The 25,648-nt window shown below is 39.3% G+C and carries 29 protein-coding genes and 1 tRNA gene; 7 read left to right on the forward strand and 23 right to left on the reverse strand.

The annotated features are described in order from the left end of the window. The 15 genes from Q0192_RS06915 to Q0192_RS06985 all read right to left on the reverse strand — a co-directional run. Positions 1 to 995: hypothetical protein (locus Q0192_RS06915; protein ID WP_299288091.1), on the reverse strand; the 995-nt coding region annotated here is incomplete at its 3' end. 40 nt (positions 996 to 1,035) lie between these two features. Then, entirely contained in the window at positions 1,036 to 1,236 is a 201-nt protein-coding gene (locus Q0192_RS06920; protein WP_299288094.1) for a hypothetical protein, read from the reverse strand. Positions 1,237 to 1,309: 73 nt separating this feature from the next. After that, positions 1,310 to 2,104, reverse strand: coding sequence for a carbon-nitrogen hydrolase family protein (locus Q0192_RS06925; RefSeq protein ID WP_299288097.1), 795 nt, complete (start codon positions 2,102 to 2,104; stop codon positions 1,310 to 1,312). Positions 2,105 to 2,180: 76 nt separating this feature from the next. Then, positions 2,181 to 3,416 carry a serine hydrolase gene (locus Q0192_RS06930; RefSeq protein WP_299288100.1) on the reverse strand — a complete coding sequence of 412 codons (1,236 nt, stop codon included), beginning with the start codon at positions 3,414 to 3,416 and terminating at the stop codon, positions 2,181 to 2,183. A 19-nt stretch (positions 3,417 to 3,435) separates the two neighbouring features. After that, entirely contained in the window at positions 3,436 to 3,756 is a 321-nt protein-coding gene (locus Q0192_RS06935) for a DUF2683 family protein (RefSeq protein WP_299288103.1), read from the reverse strand. A 94-nt stretch (positions 3,757 to 3,850) separates the two neighbouring features. Then, a complete protein-coding gene (locus tag Q0192_RS06940; RefSeq protein WP_299288106.1) occupies positions 3,851 to 4,174 on the reverse strand; it encodes a hypothetical protein in 324 nt (107 codons plus the stop codon). Between the two features lie 67 nt (positions 4,175 to 4,241). Next, positions 4,242 to 5,045, reverse strand: a complete 804-nt coding sequence (mazG, locus tag Q0192_RS06945) for a nucleoside triphosphate pyrophosphohydrolase (RefSeq protein ID WP_299288109.1) — start codon at positions 5,043 to 5,045, stop codon at positions 4,242 to 4,244. 174 nt (positions 5,046 to 5,219) lie between these two features. Beyond that, on the reverse strand, positions 5,220 to 5,849 hold the full coding sequence (locus Q0192_RS06950; protein ID WP_299288112.1) for a nitroreductase family protein: 630 nt from the start codon (positions 5,847 to 5,849) through the stop codon (positions 5,220 to 5,222). 142 nt (positions 5,850 to 5,991) lie between these two features. Then, a complete protein-coding gene (mnmD, locus tag Q0192_RS06955) occupies positions 5,992 to 6,660 on the reverse strand; it encodes a tRNA (5-methylaminomethyl-2-thiouridine)(34)-methyltransferase MnmD (RefSeq protein ID WP_299288115.1) in 669 nt (222 codons plus the stop codon). 31 nt (positions 6,661 to 6,691) lie between these two features. After that, positions 6,692 to 7,309: an HAD family hydrolase gene (locus Q0192_RS06960; RefSeq protein WP_299288118.1), complete on the reverse strand. Its 618-nt coding sequence runs from the start codon at positions 7,307 to 7,309 to the stop codon at positions 6,692 to 6,694. Between the two features lie 276 nt (positions 7,310 to 7,585). Continuing rightward, positions 7,586 to 7,792, reverse strand: a complete 207-nt coding sequence (locus Q0192_RS06965; protein ID WP_299288121.1) for a hypothetical protein — start codon at positions 7,790 to 7,792, stop codon at positions 7,586 to 7,588. After that, entirely contained in the window at positions 7,776 to 8,237 is a 462-nt protein-coding gene (locus tag Q0192_RS06970) for a DUF433 domain-containing protein (protein WP_299288124.1), read from the reverse strand. The genes Q0192_RS06965 and Q0192_RS06970 overlap by 17 nt, the downstream gene beginning before the upstream one ends. Positions 8,238 to 8,431: 194 nt before the next feature. Next, positions 8,432 to 8,812 (reverse strand): hypothetical protein, encoded by a 381-nt coding sequence (locus tag Q0192_RS06975; protein WP_299288127.1) that lies wholly within the window; start codon positions 8,810 to 8,812, stop codon positions 8,432 to 8,434. Further along, positions 8,809 to 9,204, reverse strand: a complete 396-nt coding sequence (locus tag Q0192_RS06980) for a HEPN domain-containing protein (RefSeq protein ID WP_299288130.1) — start codon at positions 9,202 to 9,204, stop codon at positions 8,809 to 8,811. Before Q0192_RS06980 ends, Q0192_RS06975 begins: the two co-directional genes overlap by 4 nt. 129 nt (positions 9,205 to 9,333) lie before the next feature. Continuing rightward, positions 9,334 to 11,337, reverse strand: coding sequence for a M13 family metallopeptidase (locus tag Q0192_RS06985; protein ID WP_299288167.1), 2,004 nt, complete (start codon positions 11,335 to 11,337; stop codon positions 9,334 to 9,336). Positions 11,338 to 11,753: 416 nt separating this feature from the next. On the opposite strand from Q0192_RS06985, the gene Q0192_RS06990 reads away from it, so the two are divergent. Together Q0192_RS06990 and Q0192_RS06995 are read left to right on the forward strand one after the other, a co-directional pair. Next, positions 11,754 to 14,492, forward strand: coding sequence for a valine--tRNA ligase (locus Q0192_RS06990; protein ID WP_299288133.1), 2,739 nt, complete (start codon positions 11,754 to 11,756; stop codon positions 14,490 to 14,492). 173 nt (positions 14,493 to 14,665) lie between these two features. Continuing rightward, complete coding sequence (locus Q0192_RS06995; RefSeq protein WP_299288135.1) at positions 14,666 to 14,863, forward strand: hypothetical protein; 198 nt, start codon at positions 14,666 to 14,668, stop codon at positions 14,861 to 14,863. Between the two features lie 17 nt (positions 14,864 to 14,880). Here the strand turns inward: Q0192_RS06995 and Q0192_RS07000 are convergent, their stop codons facing one another. Then, positions 14,881 to 15,339 carry a hypothetical protein gene (locus Q0192_RS07000; protein ID WP_299288137.1) on the reverse strand — a complete coding sequence of 153 codons (459 nt, stop codon included), beginning with the start codon at positions 15,337 to 15,339 and terminating at the stop codon, positions 14,881 to 14,883. A 49-nt stretch (positions 15,340 to 15,388) separates the two neighbouring features. Then, the gene (locus Q0192_RS07005) at positions 15,389 to 15,856 is read right to left on the reverse strand and encodes a type I restriction enzyme HsdR N-terminal domain-containing protein (RefSeq protein ID WP_299288170.1); all 468 of its coding nucleotides are present in this window, start codon (positions 15,854 to 15,856) and stop codon (positions 15,389 to 15,391) included. 66 nt (positions 15,857 to 15,922) lie between these two features. Between Q0192_RS07005 and holA the strand changes: the two genes are divergently transcribed. The 3 genes from holA (at position 15,923) to Q0192_RS07020 (ending at position 18,324) form a co-directional block, all read left to right on the forward strand. After that, entirely contained in the window at positions 15,923 to 16,945 is a 1,023-nt protein-coding gene (holA, locus tag Q0192_RS07010) for a DNA polymerase III subunit delta (protein ID WP_299288140.1), read from the forward strand. A gap of 32 nt (positions 16,946 to 16,977) precedes the next feature. After that, on the forward strand, positions 16,978 to 18,033 hold the full coding sequence (locus Q0192_RS07015) for a quinone-dependent dihydroorotate dehydrogenase (RefSeq protein WP_299288143.1): 1,056 nt from the start codon (positions 16,978 to 16,980) through the stop codon (positions 18,031 to 18,033). 75 nt (positions 18,034 to 18,108) lie between these two features. Beyond that, positions 18,109 to 18,324 carry a hypothetical protein gene (locus Q0192_RS07020; RefSeq protein ID WP_299288146.1) on the forward strand — a complete coding sequence of 72 codons (216 nt, stop codon included), beginning with the start codon at positions 18,109 to 18,111 and terminating at the stop codon, positions 18,322 to 18,324. 443 nt (positions 18,325 to 18,767) lie between these two features. On the opposite strand, the gene Q0192_RS07025 is transcribed toward Q0192_RS07020, so the two are convergent. The 3 genes from Q0192_RS07025 to Q0192_RS07035 form a co-directional block, all read right to left on the reverse strand. Next, positions 18,768 to 18,941, reverse strand: a complete 174-nt coding sequence (locus Q0192_RS07025) for a spore protein (RefSeq protein WP_299288149.1) — start codon at positions 18,939 to 18,941, stop codon at positions 18,768 to 18,770. 28 nt (positions 18,942 to 18,969) lie between these two features. Beyond that, positions 18,970 to 19,040 (reverse strand) — tRNA-Cys (locus tag Q0192_RS07030). A gap of 46 nt (positions 19,041 to 19,086) precedes the next feature. Next, entirely contained in the window at positions 19,087 to 19,836 is a 750-nt protein-coding gene (locus tag Q0192_RS07035) for an RNA methyltransferase (RefSeq protein WP_299288151.1), read from the reverse strand. Between Q0192_RS07035 and Q0192_RS07040 the strand changes: the two genes are divergently transcribed. Beyond that, the gene (locus tag Q0192_RS07040) at positions 19,827 to 22,187 is read left to right on the forward strand and encodes a BamA/TamA family outer membrane protein (protein ID WP_299288153.1); all 2,361 of its coding nucleotides are present in this window, start codon (positions 19,827 to 19,829) and stop codon (positions 22,185 to 22,187) included. The two genes, Q0192_RS07035 and Q0192_RS07040, sit on opposite strands and share 10 nt — an antisense overlap. On the opposite strand, the gene Q0192_RS07045 is transcribed toward Q0192_RS07040, so the two are convergent. Beyond that, positions 22,184 to 22,720, reverse strand: coding sequence for a hypothetical protein (locus tag Q0192_RS07045; protein WP_299288155.1), 537 nt, complete (start codon positions 22,718 to 22,720; stop codon positions 22,184 to 22,186). The genes Q0192_RS07040 and Q0192_RS07045 overlap by 4 nt on opposite strands. A gap of 229 nt (positions 22,721 to 22,949) precedes the next feature. Between Q0192_RS07045 and Q0192_RS07050 the strand changes: the two genes are divergently transcribed. Then, the gene (locus Q0192_RS07050; RefSeq protein ID WP_299288157.1) at positions 22,950 to 23,912 is read left to right on the forward strand and encodes a YihY/virulence factor BrkB family protein; all 963 of its coding nucleotides are present in this window, start codon (positions 22,950 to 22,952) and stop codon (positions 23,910 to 23,912) included. A gap of 242 nt (positions 23,913 to 24,154) precedes the next feature. On the opposite strand, the gene Q0192_RS07055 is transcribed toward Q0192_RS07050, so the two are convergent. Beyond that, on the reverse strand, positions 24,155 to 24,733 hold the full coding sequence (locus Q0192_RS07055; protein WP_299288160.1) for a YdeI family protein: 579 nt from the start codon (positions 24,731 to 24,733) through the stop codon (positions 24,155 to 24,157). A 301-nt stretch (positions 24,734 to 25,034) separates the two neighbouring features. Beyond that, the gene (locus tag Q0192_RS07060; protein ID WP_299288164.1) at positions 25,035 to 25,619 is read right to left on the reverse strand and encodes a hypothetical protein; all 585 of its coding nucleotides are present in this window, start codon (positions 25,617 to 25,619) and stop codon (positions 25,035 to 25,037) included. Positions 25,620 to 25,648: the final 29 nt, after the last annotated feature.

The following is a 25,648-nucleotide window of genomic DNA, read 5'->3' on the forward strand; positions in this document are numbered from 1 at the left end:
AGACAGCGGTTGTTGATGGTTTCGTAACGCGTAATGGCCGAAGAAATGATGATAAAAGAAGTATAAACGAGAAAAAACCCAACCGCAATATTTTCAGGTTTATAGAAACCGGAGCGGAAAAACCGCCAGAAAAACAACAGCACAAAACCCGACAAGAAAAATATGCCGGTAAAAGAAGCATACCGGTCAACCAAATCATCCGGAACGGTGAGCCAGGAATTTAAAGTTGCGCCAAAATGATGCAGGATTTCCATCAAAGAAACGATGCTTTTTTGCCGGTTGCCGGTTAAATTGTTGCCAAGCAAAGCATTTCGGAATAAGTTTGCGGCCAATAATAAAATGCCGATGCAATTGAAAATGAGGAAATGTTTGATTTTTTGCCGAAGCGCAAGTGTGACATCAAAGATCAAAAGCAAACCTCCGGTTAAAACCAAAGTAATGCCGGCGTAACGCGTAATGCAGGAAAAAGCAGCGATCAAAGCACAAGTGATCAGCCATTTTTGCTGATGGTTTTGAACGTACTTTTTCCAACTCAACAGCAACAGCAACACCAATAAAATAAACAACGTTTCTGACCAAAGTTTGGTGTAGATTTCGAGCAAAGACGGACTTAAAATAATGCTAATCAGCACAAGGTATTTGTACCAAACCGACCGAAAACCAAAAGCATCAACATAAAAACTGCTGCAAAAAACAACAGCCGCAAAAAGGCTGGCGGTAACGTAAGGCGCAGTTACGATTGGGTCGAGGCGTGAAATGAATTGAATGATGGCGAGAAAAATGGGAAAACCGACCGGAAATTCGATTAAAGGTTTTCTTCCGAATTCCAACATCCCTAAACCGGCGTTTAAATTTCGGGCAACGGAAGTGTAAACTACAGAATCTGGAGAAACGCCAATGCCGCTGTACTTTGTAAAAAGCAGCACGACGAGAAAACCGCAAACGGCAGCCAGTAAAGCCTCAATGTTTTTTTGCCGATAAAAGAAGTATTTCATTGTTTTTTCATCGAAGCCAGCACCTGCTTTACAAAACCAGTCATATCATTCGTGTTTTTATTGCTCCAATAGAATCAGGTGCGGAAATTGGATAATGCTGATTTTCGTAATTTTCAATTAAAAGCGATAAAATTTCAGCTTCGTCGCCTTCTTTAGAATCGGTCGGCGCATCAAAAATTATTTCAAGTCTTGCCAATGCATTGTTGTATTCGGTTTCTGTTTTTATAGGTTTTGCTGTCATTTTGCTTTAAATTGTATCCGCGTTAATCTGGTCGTATTCGATATACATGGACTCTTTTCTAATCCCAATCATTTTACAAGTTTTTATACAACTTATTTTTAAATCGTTTTGCCAAAAAGCCGGTAGCCAAATTTAGATCAAGATCAGCCACAATAACGCCAGTCCGTCCATATGCTTCGTTAACCACACATTTTCCGTCGGGCGCAAACACGGCACTTGCAGACTCAGCATATTTAGAAGCGTAGTTAGAACTGGCAAAATAGATGGTGTTTTCCAGTGCCCGCATCATCATCGCCTTTTCATAATACGGATTGTCTGGATTAAAAAATTGGGTTAATACCGTTCCTTCCTCGTCGCTTCCCGAAAAATGCGGATGAAAAACAATGTGCGCGCTGTTTTGTGCCGCCCAGCGAACGGATTCGGGATAGCGAAAACCTTCATGGCAAATGGTAATGCCAAATTTTAAGCCCTTAATTTCAAATAGTTGTCGGGTTTTGCCTGCTGTCCAAATCTCGTCTTCCGTTGGGTCTAACTGGTTTTTGGTTTGATAACCCAACGCTTTTCCTTCCGCAGAAATCACTTGTGCCACGTTCAAAAGCAATTCATCTTCGTACCAATCCATTGGTAAAATAATGGCGATTTTTTGTGTCGAAGCAATCCGGCAAGCTTGCTGCAATGCTTCTTTTAGCGGCTCTTTTTCCCGGTCTTCCTTTGGATAAGGCATTCCAGGATAGCCGGGAAGATATGATTCCGGAAAACAAATAATTTCTGCTTCTTGCGATGCAGCATCCGATGCCAGTTCTTCAAGCCAAAATAAACCATCTTTTAAAGATTTTGGAATTGGGGGAGAGGCGACTGCAATTTTCATGGGATAAAAACAGTATGGATTTGAAACGAAATGGAAACTGCTAAGATAACTAAGCAATTTAGATTAATCGTTGAATTTATCGCTTCAACGAAGCAAGCACTTTTTGAATAGTTCCGTCCATGCCTTTAGTTTCAATCCAGCGTACAACCATCACCAAATCATGTTCCGGATCAACGTAAATCATGTTGTTACCGTTGCCCAAATGCACAAAAGCAGTAGCAGGCGCGCTGGGCAAAAACTTTTGGTCGAGGTTTAAAAACCAGTTCATGTAGCCGTAGCTCGGGTTTGCTTTTGTGGGCGTTAAAGCTTGTTGCACCCAGTTTTCGGCAATCAATTGTTTGCCGTTCCAGTTGCCGCGGTGTAAAGTAAGCAAGCCAAAACGGGCCATGTCATAAGCGTTGATAAACATACCGCCGCCGTAATGTCCGCCGCCGCTTACGGATTGTACCGCCTGCCCGTCCAGCACAATCCACGAATTGCGGTAGCCATACCAGCGCCAGGTGTTGGAAGCGCCAATCGGATCCATGATATATTCTTTCAAAACTTTTGGCAACGGTTGCCGCCAAACATTGGTTGCGGCCAAAGCCAAAGCATTTACGCGCGTGTCGTTGTATTTCCAAACCGTGCCGGGTTCGTTTCTTTTCCGGTTGACCCATTCACTGGCGTTTCCCTGCGGCCGGTCGGCCCAGTCCGGTTTTCCCCAAAGTGTGCCTTCCCAATCGCTGGTTTGACGCAGCATCACGTCCCAGGTTAAAGTTTTGTTATGCGAAGATGCGAAAGGCGTAAGCAGTTCCGGCTTGCCCAAATCTTCTGCCGGGCGGTTGATTTGAAGCGGATTATAAACTTCTATCGGCGGCACATACTTGGAAACCGTATCGAATACGTTTTTTATCAACCCTTTTTCAACCGCCAAACCAACCACCGTGGAGAGAAAACTTTTGGTAACGCTGTGCGTCATTTCAATCCGGTTTGGGTCGCCCCATTCCGCAACGATGTAACCTTTGTAAACAATGATGCCGGTTTCTGCGCCGCGTTCTGCAAATGGGCCAACGCCTTCACTAAAAGGTTCTTTCCCAAAACTTAAAGCTTGCGCTACGGCCTGGTCGCGCGGTGTTTTGGCTTCGTTTGCCTGTGCAAAAATGATGGCCTGACGTAAAGCTGCCGTATCAAAACCAGACTTTTGCGGCGATTGGTGTGCCCAGTTCCCGGCTGGCGGAAAATAATTTGTATTGCTTTTTTTGTTTTTATGCTGGGCAAAAGCTGTCAGGTTTATGCCGATAAAAACAGTAAGGAGGAGTAGGTTTTTAAGCATAGACATAAACTTGTTTCTATTAAATATGATTACGGTCCCACTCATTTCTGCTGTCAGAAACAAATTTTTGTAATTCATCTGCAACATCAGAAGGTAACTTACCAGCATATTTTTCTGATAAATTCTGTTTTTTTCCTGCAAGGTTATCCAGTTCTTCTAAAGTAACTTTTATACCCAATCCATTTTTAACATCTTCTCTGCCTTGTTCTATTTTTTTTACAAATTCCGGATCATAAGGGCTTTCTTTCGACTTTTCAAACGGTACGTTTAATACTCTGGCAAGTTGTTCAAAAAGATTTTCTTGTTCGGCAGATTGAGGGTGAATAACGATAGTTGACATATTTACTACTTTTTGATAAAATTACAATATTCGATTCAATTTTATACCGATAAAAAGACTATACAGAGCAGCATTTTAAGCATGAAACGCAAGCTCAAATATGATTTTTGAAATGTAAAAGTGTGTTGATGGCTGGATTGTATTTATAGTATTTTATTTCAATTGTATCCCCGACTTTAAGTGTTGAATTAGCAGCATTATTCTTGTATTCACTATTTTTGTATTCTTCACCATCAATTTTAAACATATAAATGTAAGATGGGTGGTGATATTCTAATAGCTCATCAATAATTACAGCTTTGGTTTGTTGCGGATAATGTCTAAGTAAAAATTCATCAATATGAGGTTTGATTAATGTTGAATTACCTATGGTTGAGAAAAAGCAAACAGTGGCAATGAAACTCCAAATTTTTTTCATGATATAACTTTTTCTATCTGGCAACAAGTTACACTTATTTTATGGCCATAAAAACAGCATCAATCCATCAAAGTTTCTTCGCCTCGTTCCAATAAACATCCATTTCCGCCAAAGTCATATCCTGCAATTGTTTGCCGTTTTCTTTCGCTTTTTGTTCGAGGTATTGAAAGCGTTTGATAAACTTTTTATTCGTTTTTTCCAAAGCGTTTTCAGGGTTGATATTGATGAAACGGGCGTAGTTAATCAACGAAAACAGCAAATCGCCAAACTCGTCTTCCGCTTTTTCGGGGTTGATTGATGCTTCGTTTAGCACATTAAATTCATCTTTAAATTCCTGCAGTTCTTCTTCCACCTTTTCCCAAACCTGGCTTTTATCTTCCCAGTCAAAGCCAACGCCGCGTGCTTTTTCCTGAATCCGCGCCGCTTTAACCAAAGCCGGCAACGAAGCTGGCACGCCGCCCAAAACCGATTTGTTGCCTTCTTTCAGCTTCAACTGTTCCCAGTTGCGTTTCACGTCCTGCTCATTTTCAACCAAAACATCGCTGTAAATATGCGGATGGCGGTGGATGAGTTTTTCGCAAATACCGTTCAAAACATCTACAATCGTAAAATCGCCGGTTTCGGAAGCAATCTCCGCATAAAAAACCAAGTGCATCATTACGTCGCCCAGTTCTTTTTTCACTTCAGGCAAATCATTTTCCAAAATTGCATCGGCCAGTTCGTAGGTTTCTTCGATGGTGAGGTGCCGCAGGGTTTGCATGGTTTGCTTTTTGTCCCACGGACAATTGGTGCGCAAATCTTTTAAAACCGCAAGTAAACGTTCGAAAGCGGCGGCCGGGTTTTGTGCCGCCGCCGGAATTGGTAAAGCCATAGTTAAATTTAAAAAGGCAAAATTAACGTTTTAAACCGCAATGATTTTTGTACGGTAAAAGAAGTATTAAGAAAAAGTTGCGGAAAGTTAGAAAAGTCTGAAGATAACCTGTAACAAAAAATCCCGGCAGGAAATTCCTGTCGGGATGAATTATTCTGATACTGTTTTTACCGGTTATAATTGGATGAACAGTTGCTCTTTTGCGCGGCGTACTTTTTTGGCGTGTGCCAGTTGGTCGTTCGCTTCATCGCGGTAGCCCAAACACATCAAGCTTACGCTGCGTAAACCTTTTGATTTTAAATCCAGCAACGTATCCAAGCCAAGCGGATCAAAACCTTCCATTGGCGTGGCGTCAACCCTTTGCTCCGCAGCCGCGGCAAGGCCAATTCCCAAAGCAATGTATGCTTGTTTGGCAGCCCAGTTAAAGCGCTGTTCCTGCGTTAAACGTTGCACCGTGCCTACCATGGTATTATGGAAACCTTGCAAAACTTCGGCCGGCATACCGCGCGTAGCAGCAATATTGTTGATGTAATCGGTAATATGCACTTCGGTAACATCATCCCAAGCCGCAAAAACAAGCAATTGCGAAGCTTCAAAAATTTGTGGCTGATCGTAGGCAACTGGCTGGATTTTTTTGCGCAATTCTTCGCTTTCTACCGTCAAAACAGCGAAAGGCTGCAAACCATAAGACGTAGGCGCCAAACGGATAGCATCTAAAATGTAGTCAACTTTTTCTTGCGGAACTTTTTGTCCGTTCATTCTTTTGGTGGCGTAGCGCCAGTTCAAATCTTCTATTATGGCCATGATATTTTGTTTAAAGTTTTTTCTAAGGTTAAATTTAATTTTCTAACCTGTAAACCTGAACAAACATAAACCCAATAAGTGTTTTAACACTTGATATATATCAAGACATAGAGAGATTGACTTTTATATGATAAAAGAAGTATTACAAACGCGTTGCCCGCAGCATTTCGCGTTTTCCGGGTGCGCCCGGTGCTTTTTCTACTTTAAAATTTAAAGCTTTTAATTGCCGTTTTAAGTTTCCGGTAATGGCATAAGTTACAAAAATGCCGCCTGTTTTTAAAAAGGAAACGGTGTGTGCAATGGCTTCTTCGCTCCACATTTCGGGTTGATGGACGGCGGCAAAAGCATCAAAATAAACCACATCAAACAATTGCGGCGATTCAAAATTCAGCAATTCCCGGTGCACCAATTCCAACTCGCAAAACGTATTTATTTTTACTTTATGGTTGATGGCGGAAGGATACATGCCCTGAAAGTTTTCCCATAAATCTTTGCCGATGTATTGATCGTAACCCGTTTGCCCGATCAATTCTGTATTCAGCGGAAAAGCTTCAATACCAACATAATCCAATTTGATATGTTGCTGCGTACAAAAATCTGCCGAAAGCAAAAAGTTTAAACCTGTGCCCAAACCAACTTCCAGGATGGTAACTTGTGATGCTTCTTTTACCGATAAAAAATATTGCAGGCCTGATTTTAAAAATACATGTTGGCTTTCTTGCAACGCGCCATGTTTGGAATGGTAGTTCTCGCCAATTTCTGAATTGAAGATGGTGTTGCAACCATCGGCAGTTGAAACAATTTGAAGCATGAACCAAAGTTAACAGATTCTTTTTTTAAGACTATCCCACAATCTCCTTTAGGTTACTATAATTATTGCCGTAATAATCAGCCAATGCGGGAGAGTATTTTTTTTCCGCATCGTACAAATACGTGTCTAAATTTAATTCTTTGGCTGCTGTAATTTCTGCTTCCGGGTTATCTCCAATCACTAAAACCTCGCTTGGCTGATAATGGTATTTGTTTAAAATTGACTCAAATACTTCTGTTTTACTTCCACCTGTTTTAGCAGGATCAGAAATAAAAATCTCTTTAAAATCTTTTTCGATACCAAGCTGTTTTATTTTACTTTTTTGGAGTTTGGTATAACCCGCCGTCACTAAAAATTTATCAATATTTAGGTCCTTAATAAAGGAATAATCATCAAAAGTTTTGATCGGCTCGTGGTACTCCATCTCTTCGGATAACTTCATTCCTTTCTGCTTCAATTCCTTACTAAATTTGTAGCGGTCGGCAACTTTTTGAAAGGGTGAAGTTAAAATATCTTCTTTAACTTTTTCGTAAACGTCTTCACTCACATGTTTCTGAATCAAAGCATAAAGCTCTGCAAACATTTTGTCAGCAACAGATTTAGAAGGGTAGATGGTATCGTCAAGATCAAAAATTAATGCTTTTTTCATTGATGGGTTTATAAAAGAAGCATTTTTTGGTTTGATTGTTTCTTTTGAGGAAATTATTAAATTGTTTAAGAGTTAATTGGTTTTGATTTTAAATGGATGATAAGCTGGAGCATTGAAAGGAGAGGTGTTTTTATTTTAATATTTCTTATTCAGCAATGCGTTAGGAAATTTCGTTCACTTTTTGTAAATCCCCTTTTTGAATACTTTCTTTTATTTTTTCTACTAAAAGTTGTAAAGTTTCTCTTCGATTATTTTTTGCAAGAAGCAAAAATATTTTCAATTCGATGCGATCCAGGTTTTGTTGGAAGCGAAGGTTTTTATCAATTGTAACGAAAAAATCAAAGCCATTAAAACAATCAAACCCAAAAGTTCACCGTTCTTTTTTCCTAACCAGCCCATATCCCGCACAGTTTTAACTTCATGTTCTGTTCCAAAATCGGCCTTTAATTTCTTGGGCAAATTTTCATCAAGCAAAATTTTCATTTAGCATTTTTTCGGTTGTAAGCGTCTTTTTTGCCATGTTTAGAACTTCCACAGCAACTTCTTTTGAAATTGTAGGATAATCGTCTAAAAACTCGTTTAAATCATCACCGCCTTCTATATAATCAAAAAGCGTTTGAACCGGGATTCTTGTCCCTGTAAAAACAGGTGTTCCACCCATGGTTTCAGGGTCTATGTTAATTGGGCCGTAATTCATAATCGTATTGATTTTATTCTTTAATGAAGTTACAAAAACTGTTGATGCTTCTTTTATCGGTAAAAATTTGGTAAGCCGAAATCTAAAAATGCGAATAGTTTTCCTGTAACTTAAAATATTTGGAATTGTGAGTTTTACCAATTTCACTATTGAAATTTGTGTTTGAACTATTACGGTTTTGTTGATTAGAGCATAAAAGAATTTATATATAAGAGCCTGTTTAAATTTCATCCAATTTATTTTCTATGCTTCTTTTATCACCTAAAAATCATTAGTTTATTATATTTTTTGTGCCGGTGTAGCATTTAAAAACAGAATTTATAGGCATAAAAGAAGCATTATAAATTCTTATGATAGAAATTTAAACAGGCTCTAAGTAAAAATTTACCATATTTTAAAAATCTAACCGGTTATATACATTCAATTTAAGCCACCTGTCTATTTTTTGAAGTAATTAAAAACGCATGCTTTATTTCTAAGCCAAAAAAATTAGCATCTTTTATTTCTATTGAACCATGTTCAACATTAATGGCTTGTTGTAGTGCAGGAAGTGCTGGATTAGTGTCTTCAATAAGGACAATACGTGATATTGACAAAAGCTCATTTTGATTAAAAGAATTTTGAAAAATTTTGGCCAAATATTTTAACGCTTCCTCTTTATTATTATCAATCCAGTTCGCTGCTACAAGAATATCCCATTTATCAGAAGAATTTTCTCTCAAAAAAAGTGCAAAAAAATCATATTCGCCTTTTTCTTCAGAGGTTTCCTTCTCAATTTCTACTAATTTATCTACAATTTCTTTCATAATATTCCAATTATATTTTTAGAACTATTTAGCATTAAAGTGGCGTCTGCTGAACTAATAACACCACTTGGATTATATCTTGCTTCAGGATTCCAAATGGCAATAGCAGACCATTCAGCAAGATGTGTTGACTTTAGTGTCGTTTCAACTCCTGTAAAGGCCAAAAGTACATCCAAGTCATGGGTTTTTAAGTTTTTACATTTTTCAAACTCTTTACTTGTTGAAGGAAATCCTATCCAATTTAAAGTTTTACAAATTTTATACTTTAAAGCAATTTCAACTGAATATCCGCACAAGTAAACAGCACCATCGTATCGATGGGCATTAAGAAGAGTTTCAGCATCAGTGAGACGATCTTTAGCAATAATTATTAAATCAGAAGTACTTATCATTTATGAAATTCTGGTTATGCAACTATTGAACCATAATAATTACAAAGCTAATTTATGGAATAACTATATGCCAACAAAGCCCGCAACCTTATGATCACGGGCTTCGTTTACCTTCATAAATTTCTCAACCTACCAAATCCGAATCCTATCCTCCGGTTTCTTGTACAATTTATCGCCAGGTTTTACATCAAAAGCGGTGTACCAGGCATCCATATTTACAGGCGCGCCAATGGCACGGAACTGCTCAGGCGAATGCGGGTCAACCACAACTTGTTGTGCAGCCGATTCCGGTAAAATTTTCCCTCGCCAAACTTGTGCCCAGGAAAGGAAGAAACGCTGATCGGGCGTAAAACCATCAATTTTTTCGTTGCTTTGGCCTTGTTTGGTCAATTTAAAAGCCGTGTAAGCTACGTTTAAGCCGCCCAAATCGCCAATGTTTTCGCCTAGAGTCAGTTTTCCGTTTAAATGGATGCTGTCTAAAATGGTATAATCGCTGAATTGCTTGGCCAAAGCAGCAGTTTTCGCATCAAATTTTTTGCGGTCTTCTGCTGTCCACCAGTTGCGCAATGTTCCATCTTTATCGTACTGGCTTCCCTGGTCGTCAAAACCGTGCGACATTTCATGGCCAATTACGGCACCAATTCCGCCATAATTTACTGCGTCATCTGCTTTTGGGTCAAAGAAGGGGAACTGTAAAATCCCTGCCGGGAAAACAATTTCGTTCATTACCGGGTTGTAATAAGCGTTAACCGTCGGCGGCGTCATTCCCCAACGGCTACGGTCAACCGGTTTGCCTAAAAAGCCAATCATTTCGTTATAATCCCAAATGTCAGAGTTTTTCACGTTCTGAAAAAACGTATTTCTGTTGACTACCAAACCATTATAGTTTTTCCATTTGTCCGGATAACCAATTTTAGGCGTAAAAGCATGCAGTTTGTCAATGGCTTTTTTCTTGGTTACATCACTCATCCAATCCAATTTATTGATGCGGATCTCAAAAGCTTTGCGCAAGTTTGCAACCAGTTCCGTCATCCGTGCTTTTGCTTCCGGTGTAAAATATTCTTTTACATACAACTGTCCCAGCAGTTCTCCGATTGCGCCATCGGTTAGCGATGACATCCGTTGCCATCTTGGTGTTTGTACTTTTTGGCCGGACAATACCTGGCTGAAAGCAAATTGTGCTTTAACAAAAGGAGAACTTAAATAAGCTGCAGAACCTTTCAGTGTGTTCCATTGCAGATAAGTTTTCCAATCGTTTACCGGGGTGGCTTTTAATAAGGCATCTTCATCAGTAAAAAATTTTGGGTTAGAAACCACAAGGGAATCCTGGCCTTGCACTTTCATTTTGGCCATCAAATCATTCCAGTTTAAATCAGGCGTAGTTTTGCTGAAACCTGAAACGGCAAATTTATTGTAGGTTTTTTGCGGGTCTCGCATTTCAACACGGCTCATTTGGGCGGCTGCCAATGCTTTTTCGATACCAAAAATAGTTTCGGCATTTTTTTGTGCCGTTGCCTGGTCGGTTCCGGTTAAAGTAAATAAAGTAACGATATAGTTTTTGTACGCCGATTGGATTTTCTGTGTACGCGCATCGCTTTTCAGGTAGTAATCGCGGTCGGGCAAAGAAGTTCCGCCCTGGCTCAAATGTACAATCATCTTGTTTACATTTTTGCTGTCCTGGCCTACATAAAAACCAAACAGCGGCGAGGCAATGCCGGTAGTGCGCATCACGGCCACTTCATTTAAAACGCCGTTTAAATCCTTAATCCGGCTGATTTTGTCCAGTTCCGGTTTGATAGGCGTATAGCCCAATTTTTCGATCGTTACGCTGTCCATTGCGGCAGCATAAAAATCGCCAACACGTTTTTCGATAGAGCCAGGTGCGGCATTTTGATCGGCTTCTGCTTTAGCTAACAAGGTTTTTACCGCGTTGATATTGAAATCGCGCAACACATTAAAACTTCCCCAACGGGTTTCTTTTGCCGGGATTTCATTGTTTTTAAGCCAGGCTCCGTTGGCGTATTCAAAAAAATTATCGCCCGGTTTTACCGCCAGGTCCATGTTGGCGCGGTCAATAAATTTTTTTGGCGGAACCGGTTTTCCGCCTTTTACCGGCTCGCCGTTTCCGGCCATGGCGCCGATAGAAAACAAAACTGCGCTGGTAATGGCCAATCCTGAGTACTTCAAATTCATCTTTAAAAAATTAATTTTCTGTTTTAATTAAATGTTAAATATACATTATAAAAAGGTTGATAAAAGAAGTATTTAGAAAAACTTGCATGCTTCTTTTATCAGCATAAAATTGGTATTAATAAGTTAACTTGTTGATTTGTAGTTTATTTTAATCCTTCTTCTAAAACAAAGCAATAGAAACATACCAATCTGTAACTTTCCTTTTAATTGTAAAAATATTGTTATCGGCAAACTCTTGTTAGGTTTTGTTTTTCGGATGCTTCTTTTACCACTGTTTTTTTATCCAACCGCTTTCTTCAAAAATCAGCGTTAAAGCCTATTTTTGATAAAAATATTTTACCTTGATTTTTATTACTGTGCAGATTTCTACAAAATACAACCCGAAAGAAACCGAAAATAAATGGTACCAATATTGGATGGAACACGGCTTTTTTAAGTCCGTTCCCGATGACCGCGAACCTTATACCATCGTCATCCCGCCGCCAAACGTAACCGGCGTGCTTCATATGGGCCACATGCTCAACAATACCATTCAGGATGTTTTGATCAGAAGGGCACGGATGCAGGGCAAAAATGCGTGCTGGGTGCCGGGGACTGACCATGCTTCCATCGCCACCGAAGCTAAAGTTGTGGCCATGCTGAAAGAACGCGGCATTGCCAAAAAAGAGCTTTCACGCGAACAGTTTTTAAGCTACGCTTGGGAGTGGAAAGAAAAATATGGCGGCATCATCCTGGAACAATTAAAAAAGTTAGGTGCAAGTTGCGATTGGGACCGGACCCGTTTTACGATGGATGCCGATATGAGCGAAGGCGTAATTGATACTTTTATTCACCTCTATAAAAAAGGCTGGATCTATCGCGGCGTGCGGATGGTTAATTGGGACCCGCAGGGAAAAACGGCTGTTTCTGATGAGGAAGTGATCCGCAAGGAAGTGAACCAGAAGTTGTATTATATTAGGTATGAGGTTGTTGAGGAGAGCGAGGAGGTAGGAGCGGGGAGCGGTCAGCCGTCAGCTATCCGCGATCAGCAATTTGAAAGCGACAGAGCCTCACACCTCGCACCTCACACCTCACACCTCGTTGTTGCCACCACCCGCCCCGAAACCATCATGGCGGATGCGGCAATTTGCATCAACCCAAACGATGAACGCTATACTTCTTTTATCGGCAAAAAAGTGGTGATCCCTTTGATCAACCGCGAAATCCCGGTTATTTTGGATGAATATGTGGAGATGGATTTCGGTACAGGTTGTTTAAAAGTAACGCCAGCGCATGATTTGAACGATTACAACCTCGGCATCAAACACCATTTGCCGGTGATTGATATTTTGAATGATGACGGAACGCTGAACGAAAAAGCAGAGATTTTGATCGGCAAAGATCGTTTTGCAGCGCGAAAAGAAATTGGCAAACTGTTGGAAGAAGCCGGAGCGCTGGAAAAAGTGGAAGAATATAAATCGCAAGTCGGTTTTTCGGAACGGACAGATGCCGTGATCGAACCCAAACTTTCCATGCAATGGTTTTGCAAAATGGAAAAAATGGCCGGGCCGGCGTTGGATTATGTGTTGAACGGCGAAGTCAAATTGATCCCCGACAAGTTCATCAATACTTACAAGTATTGGATGGAAAATGTAAAGGATTGGTGCATCAGCCGACAATTGTGGTGGGGACAGCAAATACCGGCCTGGTACTTACCAAACGGGCAATTTGTGGTTGCCAAAACCCGCGAAGAAGCTTTTGAGGAAGCCAACACACTTAACACAACTGCCTTTAATTTACAACCTTCGGACTTAAAGCAAGATGAAGACGTTGTAGATACTTGGTTTTCAAGCTGGCTTTGGCCGATTTCTGTTTTCGATCCCCAATTTTTTAGTGGTAAAAACAGTATGGGCAATGCTGACCTGCAATATTATTATCCAACCAATGATCTGGTTACGGCACCTGAAATCCTGTTTTTTTGGGTGGCGCGGATGATTATGGCCGGACATGAATTTAAGCACGAAGCACCGTTTAAAAACGTTTATTTAACGGGAATTGTACGTGATAAATTAGGACGGAAAATGTCAAAATCACTTGGCAATTCTCCCGATCCGCTGGATTTGATCGATAAATACGGCGCGGATGGCGTTCGTGTCGGGATGCTTTTTTCTTCTCCCGCCGGGAACGATTTGATGTTTGATGAAAGCCATTGCGAACAGGGAAGGAACTTTGCCAACAAAATTTGGAACGCATTTCGTTTGGTAAAAGGTTGGGAAGTGGATGAACAATTGTCTAATCCAAATCAAACTTCGATTGATTGGTTTGAAAGTCGTTTTAACCAGGCTTTGATGGAAATTGAAGAGAACTTTAAACAATACCGTTTATCAGAAGCTTTAATGGCGACTTACAAATTGGTTTGGGACGATTTCTGCGCCTGGTACTTGGAAATGGTAAAACCAATTTACCAGCAACCAATTGATGCACAAACTTACAAGTCAACAGTTGGTTTTTTTGAAAATATCCTAAAGATCGTTCATCCGTTTATGCCTTTTTTAACCGAAGAATTATGGCATGATGAATTGTTTGGCGAGCGTGGTAAATTAGATTGTTGTATTGTGGCGCAACAACCGAAAGTCGGCAGAATCAACATAAAATTATTGAATGAAATTAGCACGATAAAAGAAGTAGTTTCTGAAATCAGGAATACTAGAAATATCAAACAGATTTCTCCAAAAGAAGCTTTGCCTTTAATGATCAAATCCAATTCAGAAATTGATTATCAAACTTATCAACCTGTTTTATCCAAGTTAGGAAATTTAAGCAGTGTTGATTTTACTAATGAAAAGATCACAGGTGCAGCCAACTTTATCGCCGGAACCGATGAATTTTTTATCGAACTTTCCAATCAAATTGATGCAGAAGCTGAGCGCGAACGCATCCAAAAAGAGTTAACTTACTTGCAAGGTTTCCTAAAATCGGTAACATCCAAATTAAGCAACGAACGTTTTGTGCAAAACGCCAAAGCCGAAATTGTAGCCAACGAACAGCAGAAAAAAGCCGATGCCGAAGCTAAAATTAAAATGCTGGAAGAAAGTTTGGCGGGGTTGGTAGGTTAGCTCGCTGTCATTTCGACCAAAGGGAGAAATCTTATTTCAACAAAATGAGTTCGTAGCTTTGAAGAAGATTTCTCCCTTTGGTAGAAATGACAAAAGCAAATGCTTCTTTTACCGGTATATTTTATGCAACTACAAAATTGTAATTTCGGTGTACTTAAAACATACTCATTTTTATGAACCCTAAAATCATGTTTTACATTTCCCTAATCGCCGGGATTTTAATTTTGGGTGAAGCTTTATACAGTGCGGTTTATAACAAATCTGCCAGAAACAGTTTTTCAATTACTTGGAATTTGTTGGCAGGAGGATATTTGTTGTTTGCCGCTTATCGAAATTACAAGTTGATGAAAGCGGGGGAAGATGTTAGTTGATAAAACAAATATAATTTTCAAAACCCAGAAGCTCGCTGCTCATTTTCAGCCGCAAACTTTTTAATCATTTCTTTGATTTCCCAACGCTGTTGTTCCTGTTTAATTTTTTTCAGGTTTAAACAATGTGTGCGGTTGTAAGTATGGATTTGCAATTCGCAAAATTGGGTGGTTACTTTGGTGATTTCATTGGTCGGGATCACGACCGTTTCCTTTTTTATCGGGCAAAAATATTGCAATTGGTTTTCTTCAATCTTGACCAATGTAACCTGCTTTTTTTTAAATTTTAAAACGACAACTACAATTATAAACAACAGGCATAATACCATATTGCTTAAATAAAAAGCTGCGGGCAAAATTGCAACAGACGAGCAAAGCGTAATCAGGACTAAAGCCGATAAAAAAATACTGCTGTAAAGCCAAAGTTTGTTTAAGTTGGCATTTGCATTTCGGTAGTTTAGGTTGAGTTGATTGGTCATACAACTTAGGTTTTTCTCTTATACGGAAACCTTGTTGTAAAAAGTTACATTATTTCGGGCTTAATTCTTCATAATCAGGAAGTTCATCCACGAAAAAATATTTCTCCTGTTCAAAATCAATCTTGCAATAAAAATGCTCCAAACCATTGGTTACAGCAAGCAATGGAACACGGTGTACAATATTGTATCTTGCAATTTGATCGAACACTGTTTGTGTAATTTTGACCGACGGCGCCTTACATTCTACCAGTAAAATCTTTTCTCCTTGTGAATTAAAAATTAGAATATCTGATCGTTTGGATTGTCCGTTCAGTTTCAAACCACCTTCCAATTGGATCAAACTTTTAGGATACTTTTTTTGCAGCATTAAATATTGGATGAAATGCTGCCGCACCCATTCTTCGGGCGTTATCAACAAAGTTTTTTTGCGGATCTCATCAAATAAAAAAAACTGTTTGTTGCGTTCGGTAATTTGAAAAGGGTAGGGCGGCAGGTTGAGCGGGCAAAGGAGTTCCATCGGCACGAAAATCGGCAATAATTGACAGCAAACCTAAAGGGATTTTGTAATTTGGCGGTTGAAAATATGACTGCGAACGAGTTACTGAAAGACCTGAAAAACCGGAAACTGAAACCGCTGTATTTGCTGCATGGCGAAGAACCGTATTTTATAGACGAGATTGGCGATTACATTGAGCATGAGTTACTTAGCGAAGCCGAACGTGGTTTTAACCAAACGGTTTTTTACGGAAAAGATACCGACCCGATGGCGGTAATTAATGCGGCAAAACGTTATCCGATGATGGCGGATTACCAAATTGTGCTGGTAAAAGAAGCACAGGATATGAAGTGGGGAAGCGATGACGAGAACAAGAAACACATCAACCCGGTTTTGGCTTACCTGGAAAACCCGCTGAAAAGTACAATTTTGGTTTTTTGTTACAAGTACGGAAAGTTTGACAAGCGTAAAAAAACTTACAAAGCCATCGAAAAAAATGGATTGGTTTTCGAATCTTCGCCTTTGTATGATAGCAAAGTTCCGGCGTTTGTAGAACAGTTTGTGGCTGCAAAAAACTACAAGATACAACCGCAAGCTTCGGCATTGTTGTCGGAATATTTAGGAAACGATTTATCCAAAATTGCAAACGAACTGGAAAAATTAATGCTGAATGTTGCAGCCGGACAAGAAATCACGACACAAGATATCCAGGACAACATTGGCATCAGCAAAGAATACAATGTGTTTGAATTGCAAACTGCTTTGAGCCGAAAAGATGTGCTGAAAGCAAACCGCATTATCAATTATTTTGAAGCCAACCAAAAAGCAAATCCTTTTGTGCTGGTTTTGGGAAACTTAAATTATTACTTTATTAAAGTGCTCAAGTTTCATTATTTGCCGGATAAATCACCGCAAAACGTGGCTAAAACTTTAGGCGTTAGTCCGTACTTTGTAAAAGATTTTGAGCAAGCCAGCCGAACTTTTAACTTTAACAAAACAATGCAAGTCATCAGTTTGCTGCGCGATTATGATTTAAAAAGTAAAGGCGTAAATTCAACAGCAGATAACGGCGAACTGATGAAAGAATTGATTTTTAAAATTTTACACTGATTTTTAGGTGCTAAAAACAGTATCAACATTTTATGTACAAACTTATCCGTCCGCTATTCTTTCAATTTGATCCCGAAAAAATACATCATTTCGTAACTACAAGTTTAAAAAGTTTTAACCGTTTCCCAGGTGTAGCAAAATTAAGCCGTACTGTTTTTACTTTAGAAAATCCAAGTTTAGAACGGGAAGTTTTTGGACTGAAATTTAAAAACCCGATTGGTTTGGCAGCAGGTTTCGATAAAAACGGAGAACTGATGGGCGAAATGGCCAACCTCGGTTTTGGTTTTGTAGAAGTTGGAACGGTTACACCTTTGCCCCAACCTGGAAACCCGAAACCAAGAATGTTTAGGCTGAAAGAAGACGGAGCGCTCATTAACCGTATGGGTTTCAACAATTTAGGCGTTGATGTAGTTGCAGAACGAATCCGCCGTTACCGCCAATCCGCACCCCGCACCTCAAACCTCAAACCTCAAACCCCGCACCTTGTCATCGGCGGCAACATCGGCAAAAATAAAAACACACCGAACGAAGATGCAGTAAGCGATTATGTAAAATGTTTCGACCGGCTTTTTGATGTGGTGGATTATTTTGTGGTAAATGTGAGTTCGCCCAATACGCCAGGTTTGCGCGAGTTGCAGGAAAAAGAGCCGTTAAAAAAGCTGTTGCAAACCTTGCAGCAGCGCAACCGGAAGAACGATGTTTCGAGGCCAATTCTTTTAAAAATTGCGCCGGATTTAACAAACGAACAGTTGGACGATATTACCGAGATTGTAAAAGAAAGCGGGATTGCCGGGGTAATTGCAACTAACACAACAATTGGGCGTGAAGGTTTAATTTCTCCACAAAAAATAAAAAATGAAACCGGCGGATTAAGCGGCAAACCATTAACCAAACGGTCAACAGAAGTGATCCGGTATTTATCAGAAAAATCCGGAAAAGCATTCCCGATTATTGGCGTTGGCGGGATACATTCGGCAGCAGATGCTTTGGAGAAATTAGAAGCTGGTGCTTCTTTAGTACAATTATATACGGGTTTTATTTATGAAGGGCCGGGATTGATTAAAAGGATCAACCAAAGGTTGCTTTGAGCGTTCATATTATATAAAACTTTTTCAAGATTATAGAGGTTTAATTAGTATTTTTGATAAACATTAATTATTTGTATGGCAATTACAAAAGAAGAAGATAATAACTTAAATGTTATATCTAACGCCTTATCAGGAACTACTGGTGGGGCATTGCTGGGTGCAAGTTTTGGAATAGTTGGAAGTGTGGTTGGAGGAATAATCGGAGGGGCTGTTACAGGCTATTCTGCTTACAGTATCAGAAATAAAAAAAGAGGTAGTAAAAAAAGCATTAATGCAAGGTACACACACTAATTGTGGAATTTTTATTTAAAACATCTGCAATAGTAATATTTGGTGTTATTATTACCATAGCTTATGTAATAATACTTGTTGCTAATAAACGAACAAAAGAAGTTGACCTTCTTCAATTAGGCAGCGTTTTCTTTTCTTCATCTTCAATAGTAGGAGGATTAAAGTTGATTTACACAACATTCGCCTTGTTAAACAATAATACAATAGAAAGTGATAAAATGTATACTATTTATGGTGGCTTCTGCGTAATTTATATCTCTGTTAGCTCTTTGTATAAAAAAATAAAATCTAATTAGTCTGTATTCGTATTAAACTTAAAAGTTTAACTTACTTAGCTTTTCCTCATGTGAGAAGATTTCTCCCTTTGATCGAAATGACAAAAAAAATCCTGCCTGCAAAAAAGCAAACAGGATTTATATATTTTTACCGGTAAAAGAAGCTTTTTATTTGCCCAAAGCAATACGGATCGCTTCGTTGTTTTTTGCCAATTGGTCGTTTTTAGGCTGAACAGAACGGGAACCCAATTCTAAGTTGGTGGCCAATTTTAAATGCTGTACTTCCAAACGGGAAACAGTTTTGTTTTTTCTATCTTTTCTTTTTAAACGCGTAACGCCCATGATCTTTGTTTTTTAATATTTTTTGTTGAGGTCGGGAGCGGATTCGAACCGCTGTAAAAGGTTTTGCAGACCTCTGCCTAGCCACTCGGCCACCCGACCCTGTTTAAGCCTGCAAAAATAACAAAATATTCTTTTCGGGCAATTTTTATTTCAATCGGCTCCGGCTGATCTCGTTGCAAAAAATAGCAGCGGCAATGGCCACGTTTAAAGATTCTGCTTTGCCAAATTGTGGTATCGTAATCTGCCTGCTGATCAAAGCTTGAATTTCCGGCCGTATGCCGTTGCCTTCGTTGCCCATCAAAATCAATCCTTCATTGCCAAAATTGGTTTGGTAGATGTTTTCGCCGTGCAGCATCGCCCCAAAAACGGGTTGCTTAATTTGGGGCAGTAAAAGAAGCAAGTTGGCATAATGCACCTCAATCCGCGAGAGCGAACCCATCGTTGCCTGCACCACTTTCGGGTTGTAAATATCAACGGTATCTTCAGAACAAATAATTTGCGAAATGCCAAACCAGTCTGCCGTACGGATGATCGTCCCCAAGTTTCCCGGATCTTGTATGCCATCCAAAACCAGCGTAAATTTTCCGGCCAATTGTTTCGGTTTAATTTCGTTGTTTTCCGGGATTTCTGTAAGCGCAATTACTTCCTGCGGCGTTGTCAGGCTGCTGATTTTTTCTAATTCGGCGGACGAAACTTCTTCAAGCTTTATATTACCCGAAACTTTCAGCATTTTTGATGCTGAATGCGAAGTATGAAATACTGTTTTTACCGTATAAAAATCTGAATGCAAAAAGTCGGTTACAGATTTCAGCCCTTCAACCAGGAACAGGCCATGCGCTTTCCGGTGCTTCTTTTGTTGTAATGATTTTAAAAAAGAGATTTGATTTGAAACCATACGTGTACGCTAAATTAAATACAGTTGCAATTTTAAGTATTTTAAGCCTGATCCTGGTTTCCGGATGCAGCATAACACGAAGGTTAAAACCGAACCAATCTTTAGTGCGCAAAATTACGGTGAAAGGCATCGGCGAAGAATTTGCCGAACCGGCCAAAAATTATGTGGACAAGCAGCAGCAGCCCAACAGCATTGTAAACCTGCAGTTTTATTATGCCTTTAGTAAAAACGGAAAGAAGAATATCGGTGAGCCGCCAGCAATTTTAGATAGCGATTTGGTGGAATTTTCCCGTTTACAAATCCAAAAATTTTTGCAGAACAAAGGTTTTTTAAACGCGCGGGTTGCCGATGACATCAAAATCAAAAACAAAAAAGCAGAACTGATTTTTACAGTTACGCCGGGAACGATGTTTAAAGTGAGGCGTTATAAAGACAGTATTGCCGACCCGAAATTGGCTGTTTTATATCATGCCAATAAAAACATGATTACGCGGATCAGGCCAAACAAACGTTACGATGAAGACAGTTTGGCGTTTGACCGCGAGCAGTTTTACCAGTTGATGAAGCGCAACGGCTACTACGATTTTTACCGGCAATACGTTAACTTTTCGGTTGATACCGCTTTAAACAGAGGTTTGGTAGATGTGGATTTGGTGGTGGACAACCCGGCAGGCAAAAAAGCGCATACTCCTTTTACCATCAATAATACGTTGATTGTGGTTGACCGAAGCTCGGGAAGGGCGCGCGGAAAAGCCGATACTTTACAATTAGACTCGCAGTTTCGGTTTGTAGATTTTTCGGGGAAGTTTAACTCGAAGACCATCACGCGCTACATTTTTCAAAAAAAAGGACAGTTGTACAACATCAACAACCAAACGTTGACTACTACACGTTTATCCGAATTAAACGTTTTCAGGAACGTGCCAAGCCCGGCCTACACCAAAACGGCCGATAGCACCAACCGGTTAAACAGCAGGATAGAATTGATCCCGCTTAAAAAAATGTCTAACCGGGTAGAAGCTGAATTTATTTTTAACAATGGCCGTTATGGTTTCAACCTGGCCAATACTTATACCAACCGAAATTTATTTGGCGGTGCCGAAATTTTGCAGGTTAAGTTTAACTACAGTATTTTGTACGATAACGCCAAAGAACAAGCCACGTTAAACAACGGCATCCAAAACCAGGATTTTAAAATCGGTGCCAACTTAACTTATCCGGGCATTATTTCTCCGTTTGGCATCCGTGCTTCCGGGTTGTACGGCATTCCGCACACCACTTTTGCTTCCAGTTACGATTATTTTTTTCAAAATGGTTTAGTTGCGCGGCGTAATATCATCAACTCCATCACTTATGATTGGGCCGAAAACAACCGTAGACAATATTCTTTTACGCCGATCAATATCCAGTTTTCTTCGGGTAAAATAGACCCACAGGCTGCCCAGGATTTGTTGGCCCAAAACCGTTATTCTTACATTTATTTAATTGGCCGCACTGTTTTTACAGCAGGAAGCCAATATACTTTTTCCAAAAACTACAGCTTGCTGACCAGCTACCAAAACTTTATATTTTTTAGGGGAAACTTGGATTTAGGCGGAAACTCGTTGGCCTTGATCAGTAAACTAACCAATGCAAAACGTGATACATTGGGCCAACGTACTGTTTTTGGCCAGGCATTTTCGCAGTATGTTAAGGGCGAGGCCGATTTGAGGTTTTACCGGAGTTTAGGCGGCGAACGGCAGTTTATTTTCAGGATAAACCCCGGGATTGGCGTTCCGTATGGCAATAGCAACCAGCTAATTTTTGAGAAAAATTTTTATGTAGGCGGCACTAACGATATGCGTGCCTGGCTGCCGCGTACGCTTGGGCCGGGTGGCTTTAACCGGGCTACTTTTTATGCTAATAATGACCAGCGGGCCCGGTTTAAATATTTAGACCAGTTTGGCGAGATCAAAATTGTGGCCAATGCCGAATACCGTTACAAAATTGCCAACAATTTTTTTGGCTCGAAGTTAAAAGGCGCAGTTTTTACCGATATTGGAAACGTGTGGCGGTTAAAAGACCAACCGCTCGAAAACCCGGGCGGCCAGTTTACGCTGGCAACTTTACCAAAAACAACAGCTATTGGCATAGGCACAGGGCTGCGGGTTGATTTAGGTTTTTTTGTTTTTCGTTTGGATGCCGGCCTAAAGTTTAAAGACCCGCAATTTGGCGGAAGCGAGCAATGGGTTTTGCTGAACCATTTGAGCGAGTTGTTTTACTCCGGAGACTTCAAAAACAATTATCTGCAAAACAACGGCGAAAAATACAGCTTTATGCAACTAAATTTTGGGATCGGGATGCCGTTTTAAAACAGGTGCTTTAAGCCATCAAAAATGGTTTCGAAAAACGTGCCCAGGCTCATGCCGCCGTTATAATTGAAATAGCTGAAGATGCAAAATATTACGATGGCGATGATGATAAAGCGTTTGAACAAATAACCAAACAAGATCAAAATCAGCGGGACGGCAACCAGAAATTTCCAGCTAATGCTATAAGGGTCCAGTTTAGAATCGTGTTTATAAATGTAATATAAGCGCGAATGCGAACCGTAATCGTCGCGGTGTTTTAAATACAAAAAGCTTGATTTTTCTAATTTATGGTGATAAAAAGCAATCCCGTTTTCAAACTTCAATTCTTCTTTAAAACCATTCACCGTAAAATTAAATAAACCGTTGATGTTTTCCTGCGGCGTACCGGCAGTATCACAGGCAACCACGGCCACTTCATCTTTTGCAAAAGGGTTTTCTTTCAGAATAAACTGGTTTATATGTACTTCTGCAGCTTTGGCAAAACCAAAAAAGGAGAGCAATAAAAGGAAACAGAATGCTGTTTTTATCATCATAAAATTGGTATCAAATTAAACATTCATACTAAAAACAAAAAAACTGCAAGTGTCGTCTTACCAATTTTTACCTGCTAAAAACAGTATTGGCTTTGCGCTTAAAGTTAATACTTTATTGTAATTTACTAAACAATATGCAGCGGCATACAGTTAACAAGTTGAAAAGCGTTTTCTCTTTGATCTTTTTTTCAAAATTGTATCAATAAAAGTTTTAACAATAACTTTAACAATGAAAAAGTATTTTACAATAGAAGCATTTAAAAACGGGTTTAAGCTGTTGTCAGGAACGTTTAACGGGTTTTTGGATGACAAAGGTTTGAAATTGAGCGCATCACTGGCTTATTATACCATTTTTTCGTTGGCACCATTGCTGTTGTTGCTCATTTCCTTGGTGGGATTGGTTTTAGGTCAAGATGCGGTTCACAATAACAAAATATTTGATGGTATTAATGGCATGGTGGGCAACCAGGCCGCCAAACAAATACAAGACATGATTAAAAGTGCACAGCTTTCGGGCAAAACAACAAGTGCAGCAGTTATCGGTGGAATTACTTTACTTGTTGGTGCTACGAGTATTTTTGCAGAGATCCAAGATTCCATCAATATCATTTGGAAGGTGAAAGCCAAACCAAAACGCGGGTGGTTAAAGTTACTGCAAGACCGTTTGTTGTCTTCTTCACTGATCGTTGCTTTGGGTTTTTTGCTGATTGTTTCGCTGGTTGTAAATGGTGTTGTAATCGCTTTAGGTGATGTTCTGACCCGTTTTTTGCCTGCAATTACCGTCATCTTTGTTAACATCCTTAACGTCGTCATTAGTTTTATTGTCATTACCGTGCTTTTCGGCGTAATATTTAAAGTATTGCCTGATGTAAAAATTGGTTGGAAAGATGTACGTTCTGGCGCTTTGTTTACCGCTGTTTTATTTATGATCGGCCGTTTTTTGATCGGCCTTTACATTTCTACCACCGGCACCGGTTCTACTTATGGCGCCGCCGGTTCGCTTATTGTTATTTTGGTTTGGGTTTATTACACCGCTGCTATTTTATACTTTGGTGCAGAATTTACGCAAGTTTATGCCGAATACAAAGGCGTTAAAATTGCACCGGCAGATTACGCGGTACATGTGCAACAAACAGAAGTAGAACGCGATGTTGACGTTTTGCCGCCTTCGGGGAATTTGGAAAAAAAATAGGTAAAAGTTTTTTTAGTTTCGATGTTAAGCAAGTCGGGGTTATGTAACAAAGTTTGTTTAGATATTATTTTTGCTTATCCGATACTTCTTTTACCACCTAAAAATTGTTTAACACTTGTGTTTATTTTTTGTATAGCAATAATAGTGAAAATTGAATTTATAGGTATAAAAGAAGCATGTAAAACACGTTGATTTTAAACTATATTATAAAGTCTAGTTAATTTATTTTTTTAACAAACCTACTAATCATTCAAACCTTTTCCATCGAGGATTTGCTGCAAACATTTTTCAACCCTTGCCTCCCGGGTTTTAGGTTGTTTAGGTTGAGAGAAATGAAGGAGGTATGCTTTTTGCCGTCCCGACGTTAACTTATCAAAAGCAGTTTTTAAGTCAGGGTTTTCATCTAATGTCTTTTGAAATTCTGCCGGTGTTGTAAATTCTTCAGTCTTTTTAAAATTCACTTTCAAACCGGCTTTTTCCACTTCTATCGCTTCAAAAACATAGGCTTTCAATATGGCTTCCTTCTCGATAATTTCCTGGATGTTGGTAAAACGGACTTGCCGTGCCGCTTGCACATTCTCCGTTTGTTGGATTAAAATTTTTTTGGGGTCCTTCAACAAAACACCTTTAAAAAACAAAAGCGCACAGTATTCTTTAAAAACATGTATCAGAACAATATTACTTTTGTTAAAAGTATAACAAGGGCAGCCCCACTTTAATTCTTCTTTCAGCCCGCAGTTTAAAACGATCGTTCTCAAGTGCCCAAGTTCTTGCTGCCAGTTTTGGTCTTTGTCAAAATAAAAGTCAACTTTAGGGTTCATGCTGTTCTATTTATTTCTATGTGGGATAATAAAGTTAGAATTTATATACAGAACAACGGCACTATTTAAAACAATCCAACTAACGGGTTTGGTTATTTGAATATTTGTATTGAAGCTAACGTTAGAAACTTAGCGAAGAACCAGTATTTAAAACCCATCAGCCGAAACCAAAGTTAAATTAATGTTCAAATGTTGATGCTTCTTTTATCGGCTAAATTTTGTTCTATCCGATAAAACTAAAGCAAAATAGCAAAATAAAAGTTCAATTAAATCCGTCCGCCAGTTTTTTGCCAAGCCAATGTTAGCGGTAGTTTCTATACTTCTCATAAGCTTCAAGTGCAAATTCGCGTAACTCTTCATCTCTTGTTTCATCTACAGAAATTTGTCTCACAAGTTCAAGATGTTTGTCTTTGTCATAATGCAAAAGTCCCAAAATACATTCTGCATATGTTAAGAAAAAATCGCCGCGTTCTTCTAGTTTTTTCAATTGTATTTTCTCTGCTGCTTCTGATTCGTTGAACTTTAACAAGTTGGCGGCTTTCCAGGAAAGTTCGCTTTTGTTGTCAAGAATCCAATTTCGTAAGTTTTCAATTAAATTTTCGGGAGTATCAAACTCTTCACTTTCAGAACTTTCGTCTAATAAATTAATTGCGGCATATAAAAAGTCAGTAAGCCAGGGATCGCCTTTGTTTGATTGACTAATTGTTTGGAGAAGTGGATCAATAAAAATTGAGTTTTTAAAACCGCTTATTAAGGATGTAAACTTATTGGTGTTTTTAATTTTGTCTGGCTTTAAAATTAAGTTTTTCAACTCTGCTTCAAGTATTTCGAAATTGTCAACTAATAAGTCATATAGAGTTTCAAGTTTTTGGTCTATGTTTGTCATTGTCGGTTGTTCTTGAAATTACCGCTAAC

Origin of the sequence: uncultured Mucilaginibacter sp., assembly GCF_937859865.1 — a bacterium.
In the GTDB taxonomy this organism is placed as follows: Bacteria; Bacteroidota; Bacteroidia; order Sphingobacteriales; family Sphingobacteriaceae; genus Mucilaginibacter_A.